Raw genomic sequence first — 21,553 nt, forward strand, 5'->3', positions numbered from 1 at the left:
TGCTTCATATAGGTTTTTGTGTGAAACAAACCTGCCCTCTGTCGTGGGGTTCAAGGAGGATTGACTATGAAAAAACTCGCTGTTGCTGCTGCTTTCGCTCTGGCTGGCACCGCTTCTTTCGCTGGCGGCTACTCTGAGCCGGTTATCGAAGCTCCGGTTGTTGTTGAAGAAACCTCTTCTTCTTCCGCTGGTGGCTACGTTGTGCCGCTTCTGATCCTGGCTCTCGTGGCTGCTGCTGTTGCTGCTGACTAATCGTCGCCAGACAGTACAGAATTGAAAGGGCGGCTCTCTGAGCCGCCCTTTTCATTTGATTCGTTTGTTATTCCGTTTGAGCCGGTGGGTTTAAACCCAACCGGCAAGGTTCTTGCGGATCTGACCGACCAAGGCCTCGATATGCAGAGGATCTGCATTGAGGCAGGGGATATAGAGAAAATCTTCCCCCCCGGCGTGCTCAAAGCTCTCTTTGATCTCTTCGTTGATCTCTTCGAGCGTTTCGATGCAATCGGCGGAAAAGGCGGGGGCACAGACGGCGATGCTCCTGTTGCCCTTCTCGGCCTGACGCGCGACTTCTTCGACAGTGTAGGGCTGAAGCCACTCCTCGGGTCCGAATTTCGACTGGAACGTCGTCATGATCTGGGTGTCGTCCCAACCGAGTCGTTCTTTCAGGAGCCGAGTCGTTTTCTGACACTGACAATGATAGGGATCGCCGCCTTCCTTCAGGTAGCGTTCCGGCAAGCCGTGATAGGAACATATCAGGATATCCGGTTTGCGCGGGGCACTGGCGTAGGCGCGTTCGACGGAGTGCGCGAGGGCTTCGATATAGGCCGGATCATCGAAATAGGGCGCGACGGTGCGTGAGGCGGGCTGCCAGTTTTCTTCCATCAGCGCACGGAAGAACTGATCGTTCGCGGTGGCCGTCGTGGCGCCCGCATATTGCGGGTAGAGCGGGAAGAACACGATTTTGGTGCAGCCGTCCGCCACGAGTTTTTCGACCTTGGATTTCGTCGACGGATTGCCGTAGCGCATACAAAATTCGACCATGACCTGATCGCCGTATTCCGCCTGCAAAGCGCTTTTGATCGCGGCAGTTTGGTCTTTGGTGATTGTCATCAACGGGCTTTCATCGGCCTCGTTGTTCCAGATCGACTTATACGCCGCACCGGATTTCGACGGGCGGAAAGTCAGGACGATGCCCTGCAAAATCGGCTGCCATTTCCAGGATGGGTAATCGATCACGCGCTTGTCCGACAGGAACTCGTTCAGGTAGCGCCGCATCGACCAGTAATCCGTATTGTCCGGTGTTCCGAGATTGGCGAGCAGAATGCCGACCTTTTCCTTCGGTACTTTCGGGTGGTCTTTCGGGGCATGCATCGGGCAGGTGGCGTCCGGTGCATTGGTGTTGAGCCGTGACGGCTTCATGAGTCCCATTTGATCTTCCTGATTATTGTTTGTTTTAGGGTTAGGTCGGTGCGGGTTCAGGTCAAGAACTCAACTTTGCGGAAGTTTGAATTCTTCGGTTTTAAGCGCCTCTGCCAGTCGCATCTTTGCGGAGCCGGGCATGAGGGGTTTCGGTTGATTTGCATCCGGCGCCCAGCCGGTGAGGAACACCAGATCGAAGGTGGCGACGATGCGTTCGTCTTCGGAGAAGTGATCTTTGTAGAGGCGTTCGGTCGCCTCGAAAAGTTGGGCGGGGCTGTGGGTTTTGATGCGCCCGGACAAGGCATTGCCTTCCCCCATCGCGCGGAGATCTTCGACCATCCGTGTGAGCGACGGGTAGGAGACCTTGCGCACGGTCTTGTCCGCGACAGGCAGGGCAAAGGAGGCGCGTTGCAAAAGCGCTCCGAGATCGCGGAGCTCTCCCATCGGCAGGACACGCGGGGAAAGGCCGCCGCTGACCATGGTTTCCGCTTGGCCGAGGCAGGACCGCAATTCATTCAGGGTCTGATCCCCGAAAAACGCGGCGATCATCAGCCCGTCCGGTTTGAGCGCACGGTTGCACTGGATGAGCTGGCCGACCGGATCATTCGCCCAATGCAGGCTCATCGCGTGGATCACCAGATCATGCGCACCTTCCTCCAAGGCAAGGATGTCGTCATCGGGAACGACCTTGGCGTCGGGGAAGTATTTTGACCACAGTTCCGGAAATCCCGTGACCACGGCCGGAGCCGTAAAGGATTTGTTAACCATGTCGACCCGATCCTCGATTTCGAAACGGGCTTCTTCGTGGAGAAAGAAATCCCCCCCTTTGCGCATCGCGCGATGCCGATTTCGGGAAAGCTGTTCCCGATCCACGAGGAGGGAGGGCTGAGACATGGTTTCGTCCTGACTTAAGTCTGCGCGGCACAATCTAGGTAGTTGAACGGGAAATGCAAAGGCTGGCCAAACTGATCTACCCGCCACAATGCCTCACCTGCGACGAATTGATCGAGGTGGAACGCGGCCTGTGTCCGAAATGCTGGTCGGAGACGCCGTTCATCGTGGATCATCCCTGCGAGTGTTGCGGACGCCCCCTCGTTGGCGCGGCGGAAGCGGGCGATCTTTGTGATGATTGTCGACTCCAGCCAAAACCATGGAATCGTGGACGGGCGGTGATGCTCTATGGCGGCAACGCCCGCGCTATGGTGTTGCGGTTCAAACATGGAGATCGGACGGATCTGGCGCATCCGATGGGAGATTGGCTTTCCGATGCCGCGGCCCCGCTGATCGTGCCAGAGACCGTGGTTGCCCCTGTGCCCTTGCATTGGGGTCGGCTGCTTTACCGCCGTTACAATCAAGCCGCCCTGTTGGCCCGCCGTGTTGCGCGGCTCAATGGGCTCGACTATCTCCCCGACCTGCTCAAACGCTCCTCTGCGACGCGAAAACTGGACGGCATGACCGCAGAGCAGCGCCGGGATACCGTGGCGGGGGCCATACGGATCAACAGAGCGCAGGAGGGGCGGATAAAGGGCCGAGCTGTTCTCTTGATCGACGATGTCATGACGACCGGGGCGACATTGGGTGAATGCGCACAGGCCTGTCTCAAGGCCGGAGCGATATCGATCAGCGTTGCAGTGCTGGCGCGCGTGGACAGGGATGCTTAAATCCTTATAGTCGCCGAAAGACATAAGGACCTCCTCAATGCAACCTGTCACGCTCTACACGACCCCAATCTGCCCCTATTGCATCGCGGCCAAGCGGTTGCTCGACAGCAAAGGCGTCAACTATACCGATATCGACGTCATGGCCGATCCTTCCCGCCGTCAGGAAATGATGCAGCGCGCCTCCGGCCGCCACACCGTGCCCCAGATTTTCATCGGGGACACTCATGTTGGTGGTTGTGATGAGCTGCACGCGCTTGAACATGCGGGCAAGCTCGATCCGCTGCTGGCGGCCTGAGACATGCTGCGCATCGGTCTTGTCACCCTCAATTCGAGCGATGATCCGCTTGCCAATCTTCCTGTGACGCTGGGCTATGTGAATGCCGCAGCCGATGCGGGGGCGCAGATCGTGATGACGCCCGAGGTCACCAATTGCGTGTCCTCATCGCGGGCGCATCAGCAAGAGGTGCTGTGCCATGAGGCGGATGACCCGACGCTGGCGGCTTTGCGGGACACTGCGAAAACCCGCGGGATTTGGGTCTTGATCGGCTCTTTGGGTCTCAAAACCGACGATCCGGATGGGCGTTTCGCCAATCGCTCTTTCCTGATTTCACCGGAGGGAGAGATCGCGGCGCGCTATGACAAAATCCACATGTTCGATGTGGATGTGAGCGCCACGGAGCGGTATCGCGAATCCGATGGCTATCGTCCGGGGGAAAAGGCGGTCGTCGCGACGACGCCTTTCGCGAAGATCGGCATGACCATCTGTTACGATCTGCGGTTTCCGCATTTGCACCGCAGTCTGGCCAAGGCCGGGGCGCAGATCATCACGCAGCCCGCGGCCTTCACGGCTGTCACGGGTGAGGCGCATTGGCATAGCCTGCTCCGCGCCCGCGCCATTGAGACCGGCTGTTTCGTCTTGGCACCCGCTCAGACCGGGCATCATCAGGAGAAGGTTGACGTGAACCGTCGGACCTATGGGCATTCTCTGGCGGTTTCCCCTTGGGGCGAAGTTCTCTTCGATGGCGGAGTTGAGCCGGGTTGGGGTCTAGTTGAGATCGACTTGGCCGAGGTCGAGAAAGCCCGCAAACGTATTCCGGCGCTGTCGCATGACCGCAGCTACGAGGTCGATGTATGAGCGGAAACTCAAAGCATGACGCCTTGTCGGTCGCGCTGTTCTCGGAAATTTTCATGGCCGATCAGCTGGCGCGCAACCGTCTGACCAAGGCGCTGCCGAAGGGGATGGAGATCAGTCACTTCTCCATGCTGAACCACCTTGCGCGGCTTGGCGATGAACGCTCCCCGGCGCAGCTGGCGCGTGCCTTTCATGTGACGCGCGGCGCGATGACCAACACGCTCAACAAGCTGGAATGGGCGGGGTACATCCATGTGCGCCCCGATTGGGATGACGCACGGCGCAAATTCGTCTCGATTTCTCCGGCGGGCCGGGCGGCGCGGGATGCAGCCCTTGCCGCCATCGCTCCGATCCTGTCGGATATTGTCGAAGCGATCGGGGCCGACAAGGTGAAAGCCGCCCTGCCGGTGCTGCGCGAAATGCGCATTCGTTTGGAAAATGACTGATCGCTGAACGGCGGAGCCTGCCGAGGCCCACTCCGCCAGAGCTGATTATTCCGGTTTGATCGACGCGGTGACGTAGTTCACCGACAGGTCCCGTGCGGAGATCGACCATTTCCAGAGGATCGGATTGAAGACATAGCCCTTGCGATCAACCGGGTTGAGGCCCGCTTTGGTGATCAGGTCGAACAGCTCGTCGGGCGTGATGAATTTTTTCCACTCATGTGTGCCTTTCGGCAGCCAGCGCATCACGACCTCCGCCCCGAAGATTGCCATCGCGTAGCTTTTCGGGTTCCGGTTTAGGGTCGAACACAGCATCAAACCGCCCGGTTTGAGCAGGGTTTGGCAAGCGGTGAGATAGGCGAGCGGGTCGGCAACGTGCTCCACCACTTCCATGTTCAGGACCACATCGAACTGCTCTCCGGCTTCGGCAAGCGCTTCGGCGGTGGTGTTGCGATAATCGATCTCAAGCCCGGATTGTTCGGCATGGACCTGCGCCACGGGAATGTTGCGTTCGGCGGCGTCGGCCCCGATCACGGTGGCGCCAAGACGTGCCATCGGTTCGGACAAAAGCCCGCCGCCGCAGCCGATGTCGAGAATGCGAATGCCTTCAAACGGTTTGTCAGCGGACAAGTCCCGCCCGAATTCAGCGGCGATTTGCGCGGTGATATAGTCGAGGCGCACCGGGTTCATCATGTGCAAAGGCTTGAACTTGCCGGTCGGATCCCACCATTCGGCGGCCATAGCCTCGAATTTTGCCACCTCATCGGGGTCAATGGTGGTTTGCATGATCGTCTCCTTCATGTTCAACTCGCTTCGCCGGGACATCCGCTTTCTCCCGCTCTATATAGGACACCCATGGACAAGGTCTCAGGCCAAAAGAGCGCATATAGCTATCTCTATCCCCAAATCGCGGTCTATGACCACCGCATGCTGGATGTGGGCGATGGGCACAAGCTCTATGTCGAGCAAAGCGGAAATCCGACGGGAATTCCGGTCGTTGTGTTGCATGGCGGGCCGGGGGGCGGGTGCAGCCCCTATATGCGCCGCTATTTCGACCCGTCGATCTATCGCATTATCCTGTTTGATCAACGCGGCTGCGGAAAATCGCGCCCGTTTGCTTCTGTCGAGGCCAATACGACATGGCATCTCGTGGCAGATATCGAGCTGATCCGGGAGACGCTCGGGATCGAGCGCTGGATGGTGTTCGGCGGAAGCTGGGGGGCGACCTTGGGGGTTGCCTATGCGGAAAGTCATCCCGACCGGGTGATGCATCTGATTTTGCGCGGAGTCTTTCTTGCGCGCAAAGGCGAACTTGATTGGTTCTATGCGGGCGGGGCCGGGCGCTTCTGGCCCGCGCATTGGGCCGAATTCCGTGACGCAATTCCCGTGGAAGAACAGGGCGATCTCATAAGGGCCTATCACCAAAGATTGTTCAGCGGTGATCATCGCGAGGAAATCACCTATGGCCGAATCTGGTCGCGCTGGGAAAATGCTTTGGCGTCTCTCGGCTCCGACGGTGTGGTCGGCGATCCCGCGCCGGAATATGCGCGCACCTTTGCCCGGATCGAGAACCATTACTTCAAAAACGCCGCGTTTCTGTCCCATGACGAGCAGCTTTTGGCCAATGCCGGAAAACTGGCGGATGTGCCCGGAACCATTGTTCAGGGCCGCTTTGATATGATCTGCCCGCCGGAAACCGCCTATGAGCTGAATAAAGTCTGGCCGGGGTCGCGGCTGATCATGGTGGGGCAAGCCGGGCATGCTTTGTCCGAGCCGGGTATCACCGAAGCCTTGGTGATGACCATGGATCGTTTGGGCCGGTAAGCGATAGGGCTTGCAGATTCGGGATCGTAAGCGTATAGACCCCTCCAACAGCGGCGCTGTCGGGAGTTCCCGAAGCTCCACCGGGAAAGATCGACGGGCCGCGCGCCCGTTTTTTTGTGCCCTCACTGTGAGTTTTCTCATGGGGGCTTTGCCAGTTTCGAAAGGCAAGACATGTCCGAACTTATTGCCAAAACCGCGATCGATCGCCGGATGGCTGAAATCGTCGGCCCCGTCATCGAAGGGATGGGGTTCGAGCTTGTGCGCGTGCGTCTGATGTCCTCGACCAAGTCGAAGACGCTTCAGATCATGGCCGAACGTCCCGAAGGCGGTATCGAGGTCGATGAATGCGCCGAGATTTCGACGGCGGTTTCTGCTATTCTCGACGTCGAAGACCCGATTGAAGATGAATATACGCTCGAAGTGTCGAGCCCCGGGATCGACCGCCCGCTGACCCGTTTGAAGGATTTTGCGACCTTCGAAGGGTACGAAGCCAAGATTGAGACGACCGAGATGATCGACGGCCGCCGCCGCTTCAAAGGAATGCTGGCCGGTGTTGAAGGCGACGAAGTGCTGCTGACCCTTGATGAACAAGGCGAAGAGGTCACCGTCGGTCTCAATTTCGATTGGCTGTCGGACGCGAAGCTTGTGCTGACCGATGAGTTGATCCGAGAAATGCTGCGTCAACGCAAAGCGAATGGCGCAATCGACGAAACACAATTTGACGAAATCCAGACCGACGACGGGTCTTCAGAGGATTGAGAGAGGACTGAGTAATGGCAATCACCTCTGCAAACCAGCTTGAGCTGTTGCAAACCGCCGAGGCCGTGGCCCGCGAGAAGATGATCGACCCGAATCTCGTGGTCGAAGCGATGGAAGAATCCCTCGCCCGTGCCGCGAAGTCGCGCTACGGCTCCGAGATGGACATCCGCGTCCACATCGACCGCAAGACCGGCCGCGCCACCTTCACCCGTGTGCGCACGGTTGTGGAAGACGAAGAGCTGGAGAACTATCAGGCCGAGCTGACCATCGAACAGGCGAAGCAATACATGGCTGACCCGCAAATCGGCGACGAGATCAAGGACGAGGTTCCGCCGGTGGAGCTGGGTCGGATCGCTGCTCAGTCCGCGAAACAGGTTATCCTGCAGAAAGTGCGCGAAGCCGAGCGTGATCGTCAGTACGACGAATTCAAAGACCGCGTCGGCACCATCATCAACGGTGTGGTGAAACGCGAAGAATACGGCAACGTGATCGTCGATATCGGCCGTGGCGAAGGCATCTTGCGCCGCAACGAGAAAATCGGCCGCGAAACCTACCGCCCGAACGACCGTATCCGCTGCTACATCAAAGATGTGCGCCGCGAAGTGCGCGGTCCGCAGGTCTTCCTGTCCCGCACCGCTCCGGAATTCATGGCCGAGCTGTTCAAAATGGAAGTGCCGGAAATCTACGATGGCATCATCGAGATCAAAGCTGTGGCCCGTGATCCGGGGTCGCGCGCGAAGATCGCCGTCATTTCCTTCGACAACTCCATTGACCCGGTTGGCGCCTGTGTCGGTATGCGCGGTTCGCGCGTGCAGGCCGTGGTGAACGAGCTTCAGGGCGAGAAAATCGACATCATTCCGTGGAATGACGATCAGCCGACTTTCCTCGTGAACGCGCTGCAACCGGCCGAAGTGACGAAAGTTGTGCTCGACGAGGACGCTGGCAAAATCGAAGTCGTGGTACCGGATGAGCAACTGTCGCTCGCCATCGGTCGTCGCGGTCAGAACGTGCGTCTGGCAAGCCAGCTCACGGGGCTCGACATCGACATCCTGACCGAAGCCGAAGAATCTGAGCGTCGTCAGAAAGAGTTCGCGGCCCGCACGCAGCTCTTCATGGATGCGCTCGATCTCGACGAATTCTTCGCCCAGCTGCTGGTGTCCGAAGGCTTCACCAACCTCGAAGAAGTCGCCTATGTCGACGTTGACGAGCTTTTGGTGATCGATGGTGTGGACGAAGACACGGCGAACGAGCTTCAGGCCCGTGCCCGTGACGTTCTCGAAGAAGCCAACCGTAAGGCGATGGAACATGCCCGCGAGCTGGGTGTGGAAGACAGCCTGGTTGACTTTGAGGGTCTGACACCCCAGATGATTGAAGCGTTGGCCGAAGACGGCGTGAAATCTCTCGAAGATTTCGCGACCTGTGCCGACTGGGAGCTGGCCGGTGGTTGGACCACGGTAAACGGCGAACGCGTGAAGGACGACGGCGTCCTCGAAAAGTTCGATGTCTCCCTCGAAGAAGCTCAGAACCTCGTGATGACCGCACGCATTCAGCTTGGCTGGGTGGATCCGGCTGATCTCGAGACGGCTGAGGAAGAAGTTGAAGAAACCGAAGAGGAGAACGAGGCCTGATCGGGCCTCGTTGCTAAGAAGGTGAGCGATGAGCAGAGGCGGACAGACGAAAGTCAGGGATGAGGCGGAACGGCGCTGCATCGTCACGCGCGAGGCAGAGCCGCGTCGTGGTCTTATCCGGTTCGTGGTTGCGCCCGATGGGCTCATCGTTCCCGATCTGGCTGAAAAACTGCCGGGCCGCGGGATCTGGGTGAGCGCGGACCGCGCCGCTCTGGATGAGGCGGTGAAGAAGAAACTCTTTGCCAAGGCTGCACGGCAACCCGTGACCGTCCCCGAGGACTTCGTCAATTTGATCGAAGCCGGTTTGGCGGATCGCGTGGTGCATTTGATTTCTCTGACACGCAAAGCGGGTCAGGCGGTCTGTGGCTTTGAAAAGGTTAAGAGCTGGCTGGCGGACGGGCATGCGAAAGTGCTGCTTCAGGCGTCTGACGGCTCGGAACGCGGAAAAGGCAAACTCTGGACCCCTGAAGGGGGACGTTGGTTCGGGCACATGACCAGTGCTGAATTGGGTTTGGCTTTTGGCCGCGAAAGTGTGATACATGGCGCGCTCGCAGGTGGCGGACTCTCAAAACGTGTTGTAGAGGATGCCAACCGCCTGATGGGCGTGCGCGAGACAATCGGTGGAGAGGGCTCCGCCGGGAAGGGTAAGACGACGAAATGAGCGATACAGACGGCAAGAAAACCCTCGGCCTTCGTGGTGGTTCCGGTTCGGTGAAGCAAAGCTTCTCCCACGGGCGCACGAAGAATGTCGTGGTGGAAACCAAACGCAAACGTGTTGTGGTGCCGAAGCCGGGTGGTGCGAAGTCGTCTTCCGGCGGCAAAGCTGCGCTGGGCGATCCGTCCAAGCGCCCCGCTGGCATTTCCGATGCGGAGATGGAACGCCGGATGAAGGCACTCGCTGCTGCGAAAGCGGCGGAGGCCGAAGAGGCGAAAAAACGCGAGCAAGAAGAGAAAGCCCGCGAGGAAGAGCGCGAGCGCCGTCGTCGTGAGGCCGAAGAAAAGGCCCGCGAAGAGGCGGAGCGCGAAGCTGCTCTGAAAGCCAAAGAAGAAGAAGACGCCCGTGCGGCGCGTGAGGCTGAAGAAGCCAAGAAACGCGAAGCTGCGGCGAAATCTGCTGCGAAAAAACAAGCGGCGGCTCCCGCTGCTGCCGCTGCTGCGAAGACCGACGATCCGGCTGCTGCCCAAGCGGCGATGCAGAAGCAGGAACGTGGCGGTCGTGTTGCAACTCCGGCCCGTGGCCGTGAAACGCGCGACAACGATGACCGCGGCGGACGCAACAAAGGTGGCGACAACCGTCGTTCCGGCAAGCTGACCGTGAATCAGGCGCTGACAGGCGGCGAAGGCGGGCGTCAACGCTCGATGGCCGCGATGAAGCGCAAACAAGAACGCATGCGCCAAAAGGCGATGGGTGGCAATGAATCGCGCGAGAAGATTGTACGTGATGTGCAGGTGCCGGAAACCATCGTGGTCTCCGAACTTGCGAACCGTATGGCCGAACGTGTGGCTGATGTTGTGAAATCGCTCATGAAAATGGGCATGATGGTCACGCAGAACCAATCGATCGATGCCGATACCGCCGAACTGATCGTCGAAGAATTTGGCCACCGGATCCAGCGTGTGTCCGATGCTGACGTCGAAGACGTGATCTCGCAGGTTGATGATGCGCCTGAGACGTTGAAAGCACGTCCGCCGGTGATCACCATCATGGGCCACGTTGACCATGGTAAAACCTCGCTGCTCGACGCGATCCGCAATGCCAATGTGACCTCCGGTGAGGCTGGCGGGATCACCCAGCACATCGGTGCCTATCAGGTGAAAACGGAATCCGGTGCGGTTCTGTCCTTCCTCGATACGCCCGGCCACGCCGCCTTTACCTCCATGCGTTCCCGCGGTGCGCAGGTGACGGATATCGTGGTTCTGGTTGTCGCGGCTGACGACTCGGTTATGCCGCAGACGGTCGAAGCCATCGCACACGCCAAAGCGGCAGGTGTTCCGATGATCGTCGCGATCAACAAATGCGACAAACCGGGCGCTGATCCGATGAAAGTGCGCACCGAACTTCTCCAGCACGAGGTTATCGTGGAGGAAATGTCCGGTGAGGTTCAGGATGTGGAAGTTTCCGCGAAAACTGGACAGGGTCTCGACAACCTCCTCGAAGCCATCGCGCTTCAGGCTGAAATTCTCGAACTCAAAGCGAACCCGGATCGGGCCGCTGAGGGTGCCGTGATCGAAGCCCAGCTCGATGTGGGCCGTGGTCCGGTCGCGACCGTTCTGGTTCAGAAGGGCACGCTGAAACGCGGTGACATCTTCGTCGTTGGTGAGCAGTGGGGTAAAGTCCGTGCGCTCGTGAACGACAAGGGCGACCGTGTTGACGAAGCTGGTCCGTCCGTGCCGGTCGAGGTTCTCGGCCTCAACGGCACCCCGGAAGCCGGTGACGTTCTCAACGTGGTTGATACCGAGGCACAGGCTCGCGAGATCGCTGAATATCGCGAACAAGCCGCCAAGGACAAACGCGCTGCCGCCGGTGCTGCGACGACCCTTGATCAGCTTCTGGCGAAAGCCAAAGCCGACGAGAATGTCGCCGAGCTGCCGATTCTGGTGAAAGCCGACGTGCAGGGCTCTGCCGAAGCCATCGTTCAGGCGATGGAAAAAATCGGCAACGACGAGGTCCGCGTGCGCGTGCTGCACTATGGTGTGGGCGCGATCACCGAAACCGACATCGGTCTGGCGGAAGCCTCCGGTGCCCCGGTTATCGGCTTCAACGTCCGTGCCAACGCGCCTGCGCGCAACGCCGCGAACCAGAAGGGCGTGGAAATCCGCTACTATTCCGTGATCTACGACCTTGTGGATGACGTGAAAGCGGCGGCCTCCGGTCTTCTGTCGGCTGAGATCCGCGAGAACTTCATCGGTTACGCGAAGATCATGGAGGTCTTCAAGGTCTCTGGCGTCGGCAAGGTTGCTGGCTGTCTCGTCACCGAAGGTGTGGCGCGTCGTTCCGCCGGTGTCCGCCTGCTGCGCGACGATGTTGTGATCCACGAAGGCACGCTGAAAACGCTCAAGCGCTTCAAGGACGAAGTCAAAGAGGTCATTTCCGGTCAGGAATGTGGTATGGCCTTCGAGAATTACGATGATATCCGTCCGAACGATGTCATCGAGATTTTCGAACGCGAAGAAGTGGAACGGAATCTCGACTGAGTTTCCTGACCCTTTCGGGACAAAGCAAAAGGCGCGCCGGTCGGCGCGCCTTTTTCATGAAGTCTGAACTGTCGTTGTTCAGGCGGCTTTGGCGTAGGACACCGGCGTCCCGACAAAGGTTTTGTCGCCTACACGCACCTGAATTTTCCCGTTGTCGGCGTCACCTACATAGTGACCCTGCACGGAAATATATTTCCCAAGAGTGATGGACCGCATCATCGCCTTATCCCCAATTTCAATGATATCGGGCAGGGTTTTACACGCAAAAGCGTTAAAACCGATATCCAAATTTAAGACAATTGGCCGCTTTTAGCACAAATGTTATGCAAGTGGAAAAAACACAGTCCTGACGCCCGCAGTTTGTCCGTATCGCGGGATTACAGCAGGTCGCGCAGGATCGGGATCAAGGGAATGTCGGCGGGCGGCATCGGATAGTCGCGCAGCTCTTTGGCCTTCGCCCATTTCAGCACCTGACCTTCACGCGGCTGGGGAATGCCATTCCATTTACGGCAGGCAAAGAGCGGCATCATCAGGTGGAAATCGTCATAGCTGTGCGAGGCGAAGGTGAGCGGGGCGAGGCAGGAGTTCCATGTCTCGATGCCAAGCTCTTCATGCAGTTCACGCACAAGGGCCGCTTCGGGCGTCTCCCCGGCCTCAATCTTGCCGCCGGGAAATTCCCAGAGACCTGCCATGGATTTGCCTTCGGGGCGTTGGGCGAGAAGCACGCGGCCCTCAACATCGATGAGGGCCACGGCGGAGACGAGAACAATCTTCACGAGCGATAATCCGCGTTGATCGTGATGTAGCCATGGGTCAGATCACAGGTCCAAACCGTGGCCGTGCCATTGTCGAGGCCGAGATCGACACGGATCACGATCTCATCGTTCTTCATGTAGGCGGCACCGGCCTCTTCCGAATAGGTCGGGGAGACCCAGCCGTTTTCAGCCACGAGAATATCGCCGAACCAGATGGTGAGACGGTCGCGCTCAGCGCGCTCACCGGCCTTGCCAACGGCCATGACGATACGTCCCCAGTTCGGGTCTTCGCCAGCCACGGCGGTTTTCACCAGCGGGGAGTTCGCAATGGCCATGGCGACACGGTGCGCCGGGCCGCTGGCATTGGCGCCGGTGACCTGCACTTCGATCAGCTTGGTGGCACCTTCGCCGTCACGAGCGATCTGGATCGCGAGATCCTTCATCACCGCATGCAGCGCTTCGCGGAACGGGGGGACGCGAGGGTCGGCGAAATCGGTGATCGGCTCCATGTCGGCCTTGCCCGTCGCGGCCACGAGGACCGTGTCGGAGGTCGAGGTGTCGCTGTCGACTGTGATGCAGTTGAAGGTCTTGGCGTTGTCGAGCCAGAGGCATTGCTGAAGCACCTCCCGGGAGATCGCCGTATCGGTGAAGATATAGCAGAGCATCGTCGCCATATCCGGGGCAATCATGCCGGAGCCTTTCGCGAAGCCGGAGATTTTCACCTCGGTCTCGCCAAGCGTCGCGCTTTGCGTCGATCCTTTCGGAAACGTGTCCGTGGTCATGATCGCACGGGCGGCCATTTCCAACGCGTCGCTGTCGAGGGCAGCGTTCAACTCACCGATTTTGGCGGTGATGCGCTCCCATTTCATCGGTTCGCCGATGACACCGGTCGAGGAGGTGAAGACGCGGTTCCGGTCGATCCCCATTTCCTCAGCCACGGCGCTGGTGATTTTCTCCACCGACTCGAAGCCGCTTTTGCCGGTGAAGGCATTGGAGTTGCCGGAGTTGACCAAAATCGCGGCCTTGCCCGGAAGATCGAGGCCGATCTTGTCCTGACAGTCGATGACCGCGGCAGAGCGGGTCGTCGAGCGCGTGAAGACACCGGCAATCGCGGTGCCTTCACAGAGTTCGGCCAACATCACATCGGTTCGTCCCGCATAGCGCACCCCGGCTTCGAGGGCGGCAAATCGCACCCCCTCGATCACAGGCAATTCGGGAAAGCCCTCTTTCGGGGCGAGGGGAGAAACGTGGTCAATCTTGGCCATCTTTGGCGTCCTTCGTTAGGCGCAGTACTCAGTTTGCGAGCAGATCGTCCATCCGCAGAGCGGCGGCGTCAATCCCTTCCACCATCTCAACATCGCCATCGGCTTCAAGAGAGTCGAGTTTGGCGCGAATGGCTTGATCCTGAATGTCGGCGGACAGCTCATCTTTCACCTCGTCAAGGGACGGGGTTTCGGCCAAACGGGTTTCCATGAGCTTGATGACATGCCAGCCGAACTGGGTCTGAACCGGCTCGGAAATCGCGCCTTCTTCCATGTCCACGACGGCAGTTTCGAAGGACTCAACCATCATGCCTTTGCCGAACCAGCCGAGATCGCCTCCGTTCGGGCCGGAGGGGCCGGTGGATTTTTCTTTCGCAAGCTCGGCGAAGTCGGCACCGTCGTTCAGCTCGGCGATGATTTCTTTCGCTTCGTCTTCGCTGTCCACGAGGATGTGGGCGGCGTGATATTCACGGCCCGGTTCGAAATCGGCGAACTTGGCGTCATAGGCGGCTTGGAGCGCCTCGTCGGTCACCGCGTCAGCCGCGATGGTTTCGAGCGCATGACCCGCGATCAGCACGCGCTCTTCGTTGGCGAGTTGGTATTTCAGCGTGTCTTTGGTGTCGCCCGCAGATTGTTTGAGCAGCTCTTGCTGAACGATCTGGTTCACGATGCCATCAAAAAGCTGTGCATCGGGCAGGGCTTGGTACTGATCCGGAAGGGATTGGCGTGCTGCGATGACGTTGCCGAGCGTGATTTCGACGCCGTTGACACGTGCAACCACCGTATCGGCGGTCATATCTTCGGCGAAAGAGGGCGCAGCTGTCACCAGCGCCAGAGAAAGCAGCGCAGCAGCAGAAGAAAAGCGATATTTCATGGGAATTCCCTTCCTGTCGGCGCCATTCAGGGGCGCGACGTTGACACTCATGATATGGCCCCTTACATCGCGTTAGGTCACTGCAGAGGAGCCGTCGCGCCTGTTTCTATGGGTTGTGGGGCAACGGGGCAATCCCTCCTCTAACACGATCCTGTCAGGACGCATTGAGCGGAGAGAATATGCTGGGCATTGGTACACTCGCGAAAAAGGTTTTCGGAACCCCTAATGACCGCAAGGTCAAGGCAACCCGACCTCTCGTGGCCAAGATCAACGCGCTGGAACCCGAGTTCGAGAAACTCGATGACGCCGGCCTGATCGCCAAGACGGAAGAATTCAAAAAACGGGTCGCGGATGGCGAAAGCCTCGACGCACTCCTGCCGGAAGCCTTTGCGAACTGTCGCGAAGCTGCGCGCCGCGCTCTCGGTCTGCGGGCCTTTGACACGCAGCTCATGGGCGGCATTTTCCTGCATCAGGGCAACATCGCCGAAATGAAAACCGGTGAGGGTAAAACCCTCGTTGCGACCTTCCCGTCCTATCTGAACGCCCTGACCGGCAAGGGCGTCCACGTGGTGACGGTCAACGAATACCTCGCCACGCGCGATGCCGAGTGGATGGCGAAAGTCTTCGAGGCTCTTGGGATGACCTGTGCGTCGATCTACAGCCAGCAGCCCGAGGACGAAAAGCGTGCGGCCTATGCCAGCGACGTGACCTACGCGACGAACAACGAGCTGGGCTTTGACTACCTCCGCGACAACATGAAATCCGAGCTCAAGGATCTTGTGCAGCGCGGGCATCACTTCGCCATCGTGGACGAGGTCGACTCGATCCTGATCGACGAAGCGCGGACCCCGCTGATCATTTCCGGCCCCTCCGATGACCGCTCCGAGCTCTATATCGCAATCGACAAGCTGATCCCGGAACTGACCGACGAGCATTTCGAACTCGACGAAAAGACCCGTCAGGTGACCTTTACCGAGGAAGGCAACGAGTTCCTCGAAAAACGCCTGCACGAGGCTGGGTTCCTACCGGAAGGTCAGACGCTTTACGATCCGGAAAGCACGACCATCGTGCACCACGTCAACCAAGGCCTGCGCGCGCACAAGCTGTTCCAGAACGGTGTGCATTACATCGTGCGCAACGGCGAGGCGATGCTGATCGACGAATTCACCGGCCGGATGATGTCGGGCCGCCGTCTGTCCGACGGTTTGCACCAGGCGATTGAAGCCAAGGAAGGTTTGGAGATCAAACCTGAGAACATCACCATGGCTTCGGTGACCTTCCAGAACTACTTCCGCCTCTATGACAAGCTGTCCGGTATGACCGGTACGGCCGCGACCGAGGCCGAAGAGTTCATGGAAATTTACAAGCTGGGCGTGGTCGAAGTGCCGACCAACCGTCCGATCCAGCGTATTGACGAACATGACCGTGTCTACCGCACCGAAGCGGAGAAACTTGCGGCTGTGGTCGAGTCGATCCGCAAAGCGCATGAAAAAGGTCAGCCAGTTCTTGTTGGTACGACCTCGATCGAGAAATCCGAAGAGCTGTCGCAGTTCCTGACCCGTGAAGGTGTGACGCATAACGTGCTGAACGCTCGTCACCACGAGCAAGAAGCGCAGATCGTTGCGGATGCCGGTAAATACGGCGCTGTAACCATCGCCACGAACATGGCTGGCCGCGGCACCGACATCAAACTCGGCGGCAACGTCGAAATGTCCGTGATGGAAGCCATCGCTGCGAACCCTGAGGCCGAACCCGACGAAATTCGCGCGAAGATCGAAGCGGAACATGCCGAGGAAGAGAAACGCGTGCTTGAGGCCGGTGGTCTCTACGTGCTCGCCACCGAGCGGCACGAATCGCGCCGTATCGACAACCAGCTGCGCGGTCGTTCCGGCCGTCAGGGCGATCCGGGCCGTTCGCTGTTCTTCCTGTCTCTCGATGACGATCTCATGCGGATTTTCGGCTCCGAACGTCTCGACAAGATGCTGTCGTCTCTGGGGATGAAAGAGGGCGAGGCCATTGTTCACCCTTGGGTCAACAAGTCGCTCGAAAAAGCGCAGGCGAAGGTCGAAGGGCGTAACTTCGACATTCGTAAACAGCTTTTGAAATTCGACGACGTGATGAACGACCAGCGGAAAGTGGTCTTCTCCCAGCGTCGCGACATTATGGAATCGGAAAACGTCAACGAGATCGTCGAGGACATGCGGCACGAGGTCATCGAAGATCTGGTCGATGCCGCGATCCCGCCGAAATCCTATCCCGATCAATGGGACGTCGAGCGTCTGCACAACAGCCTCGTCGACATGCTGAACATGGATTTGCCGGTCAAGGACTGGACGGATGAGGAAGGCGTCGATGATGAAATCATCACCGACCGTATTTCTGAGGCCTCCGACAAGATGATGGCTGAGAAGGAAGAGGCTTTCGGCTCTGAGCAAATGCGCCAGATCGAAAAGCAATTCCTGCTCAACACGATCGACAGCAAATGGCGTGAGCACCTTTTGACGCTGGAGCATCTGCGCTCTGTGGTTGGTTTCCGGGGCTATGCGCAGCGTGATCCGCTCAACGAGTATAAAAACGAGAGCTTCCAGCTGTTTGAGACCATGCTTGACAGCCTGCGCACGGAAGTGACGCAAAAGCTCTCCCGCGTGCGTCCGATGACCGAGGACGAGCGCAGCGCCATGATGCAGCAGCTCATGGAGCAACAGGCAGCCATGACCGCCGGGGCGCAGCCGCAGCCGGTGGATGAGCCGGAAGAAGGCCATCCGAACGCTGTGCCGGGATTTGACGAAAACGATCCGTCAACCTGGGGCAATCCGGGGCGCAACGATCTGTGTCCCTGTGGCTCCGGCAAGAAATTCAAACATTGCCACGGGGCGGTGTGATTTCGATCTCTTGGGCCCGCGCGAAAGTGCGGGCCTTTTCCATTGCCTGTCGCCCCTATGGGCGCGCGCCTTTTGGCTCCGTTTCCAAGACGCAGAGACTTACTGCCATGCTGAAATTTTCCTTGCGCGGTATCGCCGCGTGTCTGGTGCTTTTGCTGCCCTTTGCGAGTTTTGCGCAGGACGTGAATCTATTGTCCCGCGACGGGAGTATTTCGATCAACGGTACGTTTCTGAGTTTTGACGGGGAATTCTACCGGGTCGATACCGACCTTGGCGTGTTGACCGTTGATAGCTCCGGTGTGCGCTGTGAGGGGCCGGGCTGTCCAGATCTTGAAGGCTATTACGCACAGGTGCGTCTGTCCGGCGATGCGGAGGCGACGGGTACGCTTCTCCCCGCGCTGATTTCCGCTTTTGCGATGCGCAACGGCTACACGGTTGCGACCAGCACGCCGGAAGAAGGCCTGCAGTCTATGGTTTTGGCAGATGCGGAAAACGATCTGACGGTTGGGGAGTTTTTGCTGTCGGAAACCTCCAGCGCCGAGGGCTTCGCGGACCTTGTGGCCGAGAACACAGACATGGTTCTGTCGCTGCGCAAGATTGCGCCGGAGGAAAGAGCCTTGGCGCTTGAGGCTGGGCTTGGGGATTTGTCCGACCCGCTGCGCGCCCGTGTTGTTGCGCTGGATGCGCTGATCCCCGTCGTCTCTCGCTCGAACCTCATTGAGCGGCTGTCTCTGTCGGATTTGGCGGCTCTCTATACGGGCCAGATTACGAATTGGCAGGAGCTGGGCGGCGCCGACGCCCCGGTCGTCCTTCACCTGATGCGTGACGATCTGCGCGAGGGGAGCGAATTTCGTCGCATGATCTTGGGGCGCGGTGTCCTGCCGCCAGAGGGGCTTGTGACGCTGCATGACAGCTACGCGGACCTTGTCGCGGCTGTGGAGGCCGACCCCTATGCAATCGGGCTTGGGCGCGTGTCCGAGGGCGGTGCGGTCAAGCCTCTGGGGCTGAGCGGCGCTTGTGGGTTTGAAGCCGAGGCGATGCCCTCCGACATCAAGACCGAAGACTACCCGCTGACCCGTCCCGTGTTCCTCTACACGCCCGCGCGGCGTCTGCCGGTGCTGGCGCGTGAATTTCTGTCCTTCGTGCGCTCCCCTGCGGCGCAGACGGTGGTCGCGCGCACGCATTTCGTGGATCAGGGCGTCGAGGCCCTGAGCTTCCGCGATCAGGGGCAGCGTTTCGCGAATGCGATCACCCATGCGGGCGAGGAGATTTCTCTCGAAGATCTGCAATCTGTGACCGCCGCCTTCCAAGGCGCGAAACGGCTCACGCTTGGCTTCCGGTTCGAAGGCGGCTCTACCGTGCTGGACGCGCAATCGCGCTCGAACGTGCATCTTCTGGCGGAGCTTTTGGAAGCGGGTGTTTTCGATGGTCACGCCCTGATCTTTGCCGGGTTCTCTGATGGGCAGGGGCCAGCCTCCGTGAACAAGGGTCTCTCGAAGCGACGGGCCGATACGGTGCTGCGCTCTGTGCGTCAGGCTATGGGGGAGGCGTTTGATGAGGACTATGTGTCTCTTACGGCTGAAGGCTTCGGAGAGGCCATGCCACTCGCTTGTGACGATATCGCCTGGGGCCGCTCTCTCAATCGCCGTGTCGAGGTCTGGGTCCGCGATCAGAGATAACCCGAGCCGCGGAAGCTGAGTTCCACGGATTTGCCGATGATCAGATGATCATGAAGCTGAATATCCATCGTCTCGGCGGCGTCCCGGATTTGGTTCGTCATGTTGATGTCCGCCTGTGACGGTGTCGGATCGCCAGAGGGGTGATTGTGCACCAAGATCAGCGCGGAAGCGTTCAGTTCCAGCGCGCGTTTCATCACCTCGCGGGGATAGACGGGCACATGATCAACCGTGCCTTTGGCTTGTTCCTCATCGGCAATGAGGATGTTTTTGCAATCCAGATAGAGGATGCGAAACTGTTCGGTCTCGCGATGGGCCATCGTGGTGTGGCAATAGTCGAGCACCGCCTCCCAGCTTGAGATGACCGGCCGCTGCATGATCCGGGCGCGCGCGAGCCTGTGGGCGGCGGCTTCGACGATCTTGAGCTCCTGAGCGACCGCGAGATCGACGCCTTCAACCTCGGTCAGGCGTGGGATCGGGGCGGAGATAACGCGGTTATAGTCCCCGAACGTCTCAATGAGCGCGGTGGCAATCGGTTTCACATCGGCGCGTGGCAGGGCGCGGTAGAGCAGAAGTTCCAGCAATTCGTAATCCGGCATCGCCTGTGCGCCGCCGTCGAACAATCTTTCCTGCAAATGCTTGCTGTGATTGCGCAGGTAGCTTGGCGGGCGAGAGGGAAGCGCAACCGGGCGGGCCTCGTCGAGATCGAAGAGCCAGTCGGGCATTTCCCGAAATGCGGAGGGGGTTGCGGGCGTGGTCATATGGGGAACCGTGGCCCGATTCGCTGAAAAAGTAGTTAACAGCTCTTAAGACCCGCCATGAAGAAAGGGCGCCGAAGCGCCCTGACTTATGATCTTAGCTGGTCATATCATCCCAGAAATTCTTCACCTTCTTAAAGAAGGAGGAGCTTTCCGGGTTGTTGTCCTCGGCGAGCTTTTCGAACTCCTGAAGCAGTTCTTTCTGCTTCGAGGTGAGGTTCACAGGCGTTTCCACCGCGAGCTCGATGAACATGTCACCTTGCCCGCCGCCGCGCAGGGCTGGCATCCCTTTGCTGCGCAGGCGCATCTGGCGACCGGACTGGCTACCGGCGGGGATTTTCACCCGCGAGCGACCGCCATCAATGGTCGGAACCTCGATGTCGCCGCCAAGCGCCGCCGTGGCCATGGAGACCGGAACGGTGCAGTGCAGGTTGACGCCATCACGTTCGAAGATCGGATGCGGACGCACCTCGATGAAGATGTAGAGATCGCCCGTCGGACCGCCCCGCAGCCCCGCTTCGCCTTCGCCGGCGAGACGGATACGCGTTCCGGTTTCGACACCTGCCGGGATGTTGACCGACAGCGAGCGTTCTTTCTCCACACGACCTGCGCCGTGACAATCGGGGCAAGGATCCTTGATCGTTTGCCCAAGACCGCCACAGGCCGGACAGGTGCGTTCGACCGTGAAGAAGCCTTGCTGCGCACGGACTTTGCCCATCCCGCCACAGGTCGGACAGGTTTGCGGCTCAGCCCCGTTTGCAGCCCCGGTGCCGTCACAGCTTGTGCAGCCCACGGAGGTCGGGACGTTGATGGTTTTCTGTACGCCTTTATACGCGTCTTCGAGTGTGACCCGCATGTCGTAGCGCAGATCGGAGCCACGCTGAGCGCGCGGCCGACCACCGCCACCGCGTTGACCGCCCATGAAGTCGCCGAACAAGTCGTCGAACACATCGGAGAAGGCCGAGGAGAAATCGCCCTGACCGCCGCCGAACCCGCCACCGTGACGTCCGCCGCCCATGCCACCCTGTTCGAAGGCAGCATGACCGAAGCGGTCGTAAGCGGCTTTCTTATCGGGATCCTTGAGCGTGTCGTAAGCCTCGTTCACTTCCTTGAACTTGGCTTCCGCATCGGGGTTGTCCTTGTTGCGGTCGGGGTGAAATGCCATCGCCTTTTTGCGATAGGCTTTCTTCAACTCGCCCGCGTCCGCGCTTTTATCGACGCCGAGCACCTCGTAATAATCGCGTTTTGCCATGGAGTTTACTCCTTTTGGAACGCGATGACCGGC

General features: G+C 59.2%; 21 protein-coding genes. 12 read left to right on the forward strand and 9 right to left on the reverse strand.

Annotated elements, in window-relative coordinates; translation table 11 throughout:
• Positions 1-66: 66 nt before the first annotated feature.
• The gene (locus ACYBHZ_RS04400; protein ID WP_460272983.1) at positions 67-252 is read left to right on the forward strand and encodes a hypothetical protein; all 186 of its coding nucleotides are present in this window, start codon (positions 67-69) and stop codon (positions 250-252) included.
• Between the two features lie 90 nt (positions 253-342).
• Here the strand turns inward: ACYBHZ_RS04400 and hemH are convergent, their stop codons facing one another.
• Positions 343-1,428 carry a ferrochelatase gene (gene hemH, locus ACYBHZ_RS04405; RefSeq protein ID WP_460272984.1) on the reverse strand — a complete coding sequence of 362 codons (1,086 nt, stop codon included), beginning with the start codon at positions 1,426-1,428 and terminating at the stop codon, positions 343-345.
• A gap of 60 nt (positions 1,429-1,488) precedes the next feature.
• A complete protein-coding gene (locus ACYBHZ_RS04410; protein ID WP_460272985.1) occupies positions 1,489-2,313 on the reverse strand; it encodes a methyltransferase domain-containing protein in 825 nt (274 codons plus the stop codon).
• A 53-nt stretch (positions 2,314-2,366) separates the two neighbouring features.
• Between ACYBHZ_RS04410 and ACYBHZ_RS04415 the strand changes: the two genes are divergently transcribed.
• The 4 genes from ACYBHZ_RS04415 to ACYBHZ_RS04430 are packed head-to-tail and all read left to right on the forward strand — an operon-like array spanning position 2,367 to position 4,658.
• The gene (locus ACYBHZ_RS04415; protein ID WP_460272986.1) at positions 2,367-3,080 is read left to right on the forward strand and encodes a double zinc ribbon domain-containing protein; all 714 of its coding nucleotides are present in this window, start codon (positions 2,367-2,369) and stop codon (positions 3,078-3,080) included.
• 37 nt (positions 3,081-3,117) lie between these two features.
• Complete coding sequence (gene grxC / locus ACYBHZ_RS04420) at positions 3,118-3,375, forward strand: glutaredoxin 3 (protein ID WP_460272987.1); 258 nt, start codon at positions 3,118-3,120, stop codon at positions 3,373-3,375.
• Positions 3,376-3,381: 6 nt separating this feature from the next.
• On the forward strand, positions 3,382-4,215 hold the full coding sequence (locus ACYBHZ_RS04425; RefSeq protein ID WP_460273186.1) for a carbon-nitrogen hydrolase family protein: 834 nt from the start codon (positions 3,382-3,384) through the stop codon (positions 4,213-4,215).
• Positions 4,212-4,658 carry a MarR family winged helix-turn-helix transcriptional regulator gene (locus tag ACYBHZ_RS04430; protein ID WP_460272988.1) on the forward strand — a complete coding sequence of 149 codons (447 nt, stop codon included), beginning with the start codon at positions 4,212-4,214 and terminating at the stop codon, positions 4,656-4,658. The genes ACYBHZ_RS04425 and ACYBHZ_RS04430 overlap by 4 nt, the downstream gene beginning before the upstream one ends.
• A 45-nt stretch (positions 4,659-4,703) precedes the next feature.
• Here the strand turns inward: ACYBHZ_RS04430 and ubiG are convergent, their stop codons facing one another.
• The gene (gene ubiG, locus ACYBHZ_RS04435) at positions 4,704-5,441 is read right to left on the reverse strand and encodes a bifunctional 2-polyprenyl-6-hydroxyphenol methylase/3-demethylubiquinol 3-O-methyltransferase UbiG (protein WP_460272989.1); all 738 of its coding nucleotides are present in this window, start codon (positions 5,439-5,441) and stop codon (positions 4,704-4,706) included.
• Between the two features lie 69 nt (positions 5,442-5,510).
• Between ubiG and pip the strand changes: the two genes are divergently transcribed.
• The 5 genes from pip (at position 5,511) to infB (ending at position 12,061) form a co-directional block, all read left to right on the forward strand.
• Positions 5,511-6,479 carry a prolyl aminopeptidase gene (gene pip, locus ACYBHZ_RS04440; RefSeq protein WP_460272990.1) on the forward strand — a complete coding sequence of 323 codons (969 nt, stop codon included), beginning with the start codon at positions 5,511-5,513 and terminating at the stop codon, positions 6,477-6,479.
• Between the two features lie 171 nt (positions 6,480-6,650).
• Entirely contained in the window at positions 6,651-7,238 is a 588-nt protein-coding gene (gene rimP, locus ACYBHZ_RS04445; protein WP_460272991.1) for a ribosome maturation factor RimP, read from the forward strand.
• Positions 7,239-7,252: 14 nt separating this feature from the next.
• Entirely contained in the window at positions 7,253-8,866 is a 1,614-nt protein-coding gene (gene nusA, locus ACYBHZ_RS04450) for a transcription termination factor NusA (RefSeq protein ID WP_460272992.1), read from the forward strand.
• A gap of 28 nt (positions 8,867-8,894) precedes the next feature.
• Positions 8,895-9,527 carry an RNA-binding protein gene (locus ACYBHZ_RS04455; protein WP_460272993.1) on the forward strand — a complete coding sequence of 211 codons (633 nt, stop codon included), beginning with the start codon at positions 8,895-8,897 and terminating at the stop codon, positions 9,525-9,527.
• Complete coding sequence (gene infB, locus ACYBHZ_RS04460; protein WP_460272994.1) at positions 9,524-12,061, forward strand: translation initiation factor IF-2; 2,538 nt, start codon at positions 9,524-9,526, stop codon at positions 12,059-12,061. Before ACYBHZ_RS04455 ends, infB begins: the two co-directional genes overlap by 4 nt.
• Before the next feature lie 78 nt (positions 12,062-12,139).
• On the opposite strand, the gene ACYBHZ_RS04465 is transcribed toward infB, so the two are convergent.
• The 4 genes from ACYBHZ_RS04465 to ACYBHZ_RS04480 all read right to left on the reverse strand — a co-directional run bounded on the left by ACYBHZ_RS04465 (position 12,140) and on the right by ACYBHZ_RS04480 (position 14,952).
• Positions 12,140-12,280, reverse strand: coding sequence for a hypothetical protein (locus ACYBHZ_RS04465; RefSeq protein WP_460272995.1), 141 nt, complete (start codon positions 12,278-12,280; stop codon positions 12,140-12,142).
• 158 nt (positions 12,281-12,438) lie between these two features.
• Positions 12,439-12,837 carry an 8-oxo-dGTP diphosphatase MutT gene (gene mutT / locus ACYBHZ_RS04470; protein WP_460272996.1) on the reverse strand — a complete coding sequence of 133 codons (399 nt, stop codon included), beginning with the start codon at positions 12,835-12,837 and terminating at the stop codon, positions 12,439-12,441.
• Positions 12,834-14,081: a bifunctional glutamate N-acetyltransferase/amino-acid acetyltransferase ArgJ gene (gene argJ / locus ACYBHZ_RS04475; protein ID WP_460272997.1), complete on the reverse strand. Its 1,248-nt coding sequence runs from the start codon at positions 14,079-14,081 to the stop codon at positions 12,834-12,836. Before argJ ends, mutT begins: the two co-directional genes overlap by 4 nt.
• A gap of 28 nt (positions 14,082-14,109) precedes the next feature.
• A complete protein-coding gene (locus ACYBHZ_RS04480; RefSeq protein WP_460272998.1) occupies positions 14,110-14,952 on the reverse strand; it encodes a peptidylprolyl isomerase in 843 nt (280 codons plus the stop codon).
• Between the two features lie 179 nt (positions 14,953-15,131).
• On the opposite strand from ACYBHZ_RS04480, the gene secA reads away from it, so the two are divergent.
• Together secA and ACYBHZ_RS04490 are read left to right on the forward strand one after the other, a co-directional pair.
• Positions 15,132-17,834, forward strand: a complete 2,703-nt coding sequence (gene secA, locus ACYBHZ_RS04485; RefSeq protein ID WP_460272999.1) for a preprotein translocase subunit SecA — start codon at positions 15,132-15,134, stop codon at positions 17,832-17,834.
• A gap of 107 nt (positions 17,835-17,941) precedes the next feature.
• Positions 17,942-19,513 carry a phosphate ABC transporter substrate-binding/OmpA family protein gene (locus tag ACYBHZ_RS04490; protein WP_460273000.1) on the forward strand — a complete coding sequence of 524 codons (1,572 nt, stop codon included), beginning with the start codon at positions 17,942-17,944 and terminating at the stop codon, positions 19,511-19,513.
• Here the strand turns inward: ACYBHZ_RS04490 and radC are convergent.
• Both radC and dnaJ read right to left on the reverse strand, forming a co-directional pair.
• On the reverse strand, positions 19,504-20,271 hold the full coding sequence (gene radC / locus ACYBHZ_RS04495) for a RadC family protein (RefSeq protein WP_460273001.1): 768 nt from the start codon (positions 20,269-20,271) through the stop codon (positions 19,504-19,506). The two genes, ACYBHZ_RS04490 and radC, sit on opposite strands and share 10 nt — an antisense overlap.
• A 94-nt stretch (positions 20,272-20,365) precedes the next feature.
• Positions 20,366-21,520, reverse strand: coding sequence for a molecular chaperone DnaJ (dnaJ, locus tag ACYBHZ_RS04500; protein WP_460273002.1), 1,155 nt, complete (start codon positions 21,518-21,520; stop codon positions 20,366-20,368).
• Between the last annotated feature and the right edge of the window lie 33 nt (positions 21,521-21,553).

It is taken from the genome of Celeribacter sp. ULVN23_4, from assembly GCF_054788345.1.

Coding starts and splice junctions, on each gene's coding strand:
- infB (WP_460272994.1), top strand. CDS start 9,524: ATGAGCGATACAGACGGCAAGAAAACCCTCGGCCTTCGTGGTGGTTCC.
- dnaJ (WP_460273002.1), bottom strand. CDS start 21,520: ATGGCAAAACGCGATTATTACGAGGTGCTCGGCGTCGATAAAAGCGCG.
- ACYBHZ_RS04415 (WP_460272986.1), top strand. CDS start 2,367: ATGCAAAGGCTGGCCAAACTGATCTACCCGCCACAATGCCTCACCTGC.
- ACYBHZ_RS04410 (WP_460272985.1), bottom strand. CDS start 2,313: ATGTCTCAGCCCTCCCTCCTCGTGGATCGGGAACAGCTTTCCCGAAAT.
- ACYBHZ_RS04480 (WP_460272998.1), bottom strand. CDS start 14,952: ATGAAATATCGCTTTTCTTCTGCTGCTGCGCTGCTTTCTCTGGCGCTG.
- nusA (WP_460272992.1), top strand. CDS start 7,253: ATGGCAATCACCTCTGCAAACCAGCTTGAGCTGTTGCAAACCGCCGAG.
- pip (WP_460272990.1), top strand. CDS start 5,511: ATGGACAAGGTCTCAGGCCAAAAGAGCGCATATAGCTATCTCTATCCC.
- hemH (WP_460272984.1), bottom strand. CDS start 1,428: ATGGGACTCATGAAGCCGTCACGGCTCAACACCAATGCACCGGACGCC.
- ACYBHZ_RS04490 (WP_460273000.1), top strand. CDS start 17,942: ATGCTGAAATTTTCCTTGCGCGGTATCGCCGCGTGTCTGGTGCTTTTG.
- ACYBHZ_RS04455 (WP_460272993.1), top strand. CDS start 8,895: ATGAGCAGAGGCGGACAGACGAAAGTCAGGGATGAGGCGGAACGGCGC.
- argJ (WP_460272997.1), bottom strand. CDS start 14,081: ATGGCCAAGATTGACCACGTTTCTCCCCTCGCCCCGAAAGAGGGCTTT.
- grxC (WP_460272987.1), top strand. CDS start 3,118: ATGCAACCTGTCACGCTCTACACGACCCCAATCTGCCCCTATTGCATC.
- ACYBHZ_RS04400 (WP_460272983.1), top strand. CDS start 67: ATGAAAAAACTCGCTGTTGCTGCTGCTTTCGCTCTGGCTGGCACCGCT.
- radC (WP_460273001.1), bottom strand. CDS start 20,271: ATGACCACGCCCGCAACCCCCTCCGCATTTCGGGAAATGCCCGACTGG.
- ubiG (WP_460272989.1), bottom strand. CDS start 5,441: ATGCAAACCACCATTGACCCCGATGAGGTGGCAAAATTCGAGGCTATG.
- ACYBHZ_RS04465 (WP_460272995.1), bottom strand. CDS start 12,280: ATGATGCGGTCCATCACTCTTGGGAAATATATTTCCGTGCAGGGTCAC.
- rimP (WP_460272991.1), top strand. CDS start 6,651: ATGTCCGAACTTATTGCCAAAACCGCGATCGATCGCCGGATGGCTGAA.
- secA (WP_460272999.1), top strand. CDS start 15,132: ATGCTGGGCATTGGTACACTCGCGAAAAAGGTTTTCGGAACCCCTAAT.
- ACYBHZ_RS04430 (WP_460272988.1), top strand. CDS start 4,212: ATGAGCGGAAACTCAAAGCATGACGCCTTGTCGGTCGCGCTGTTCTCG.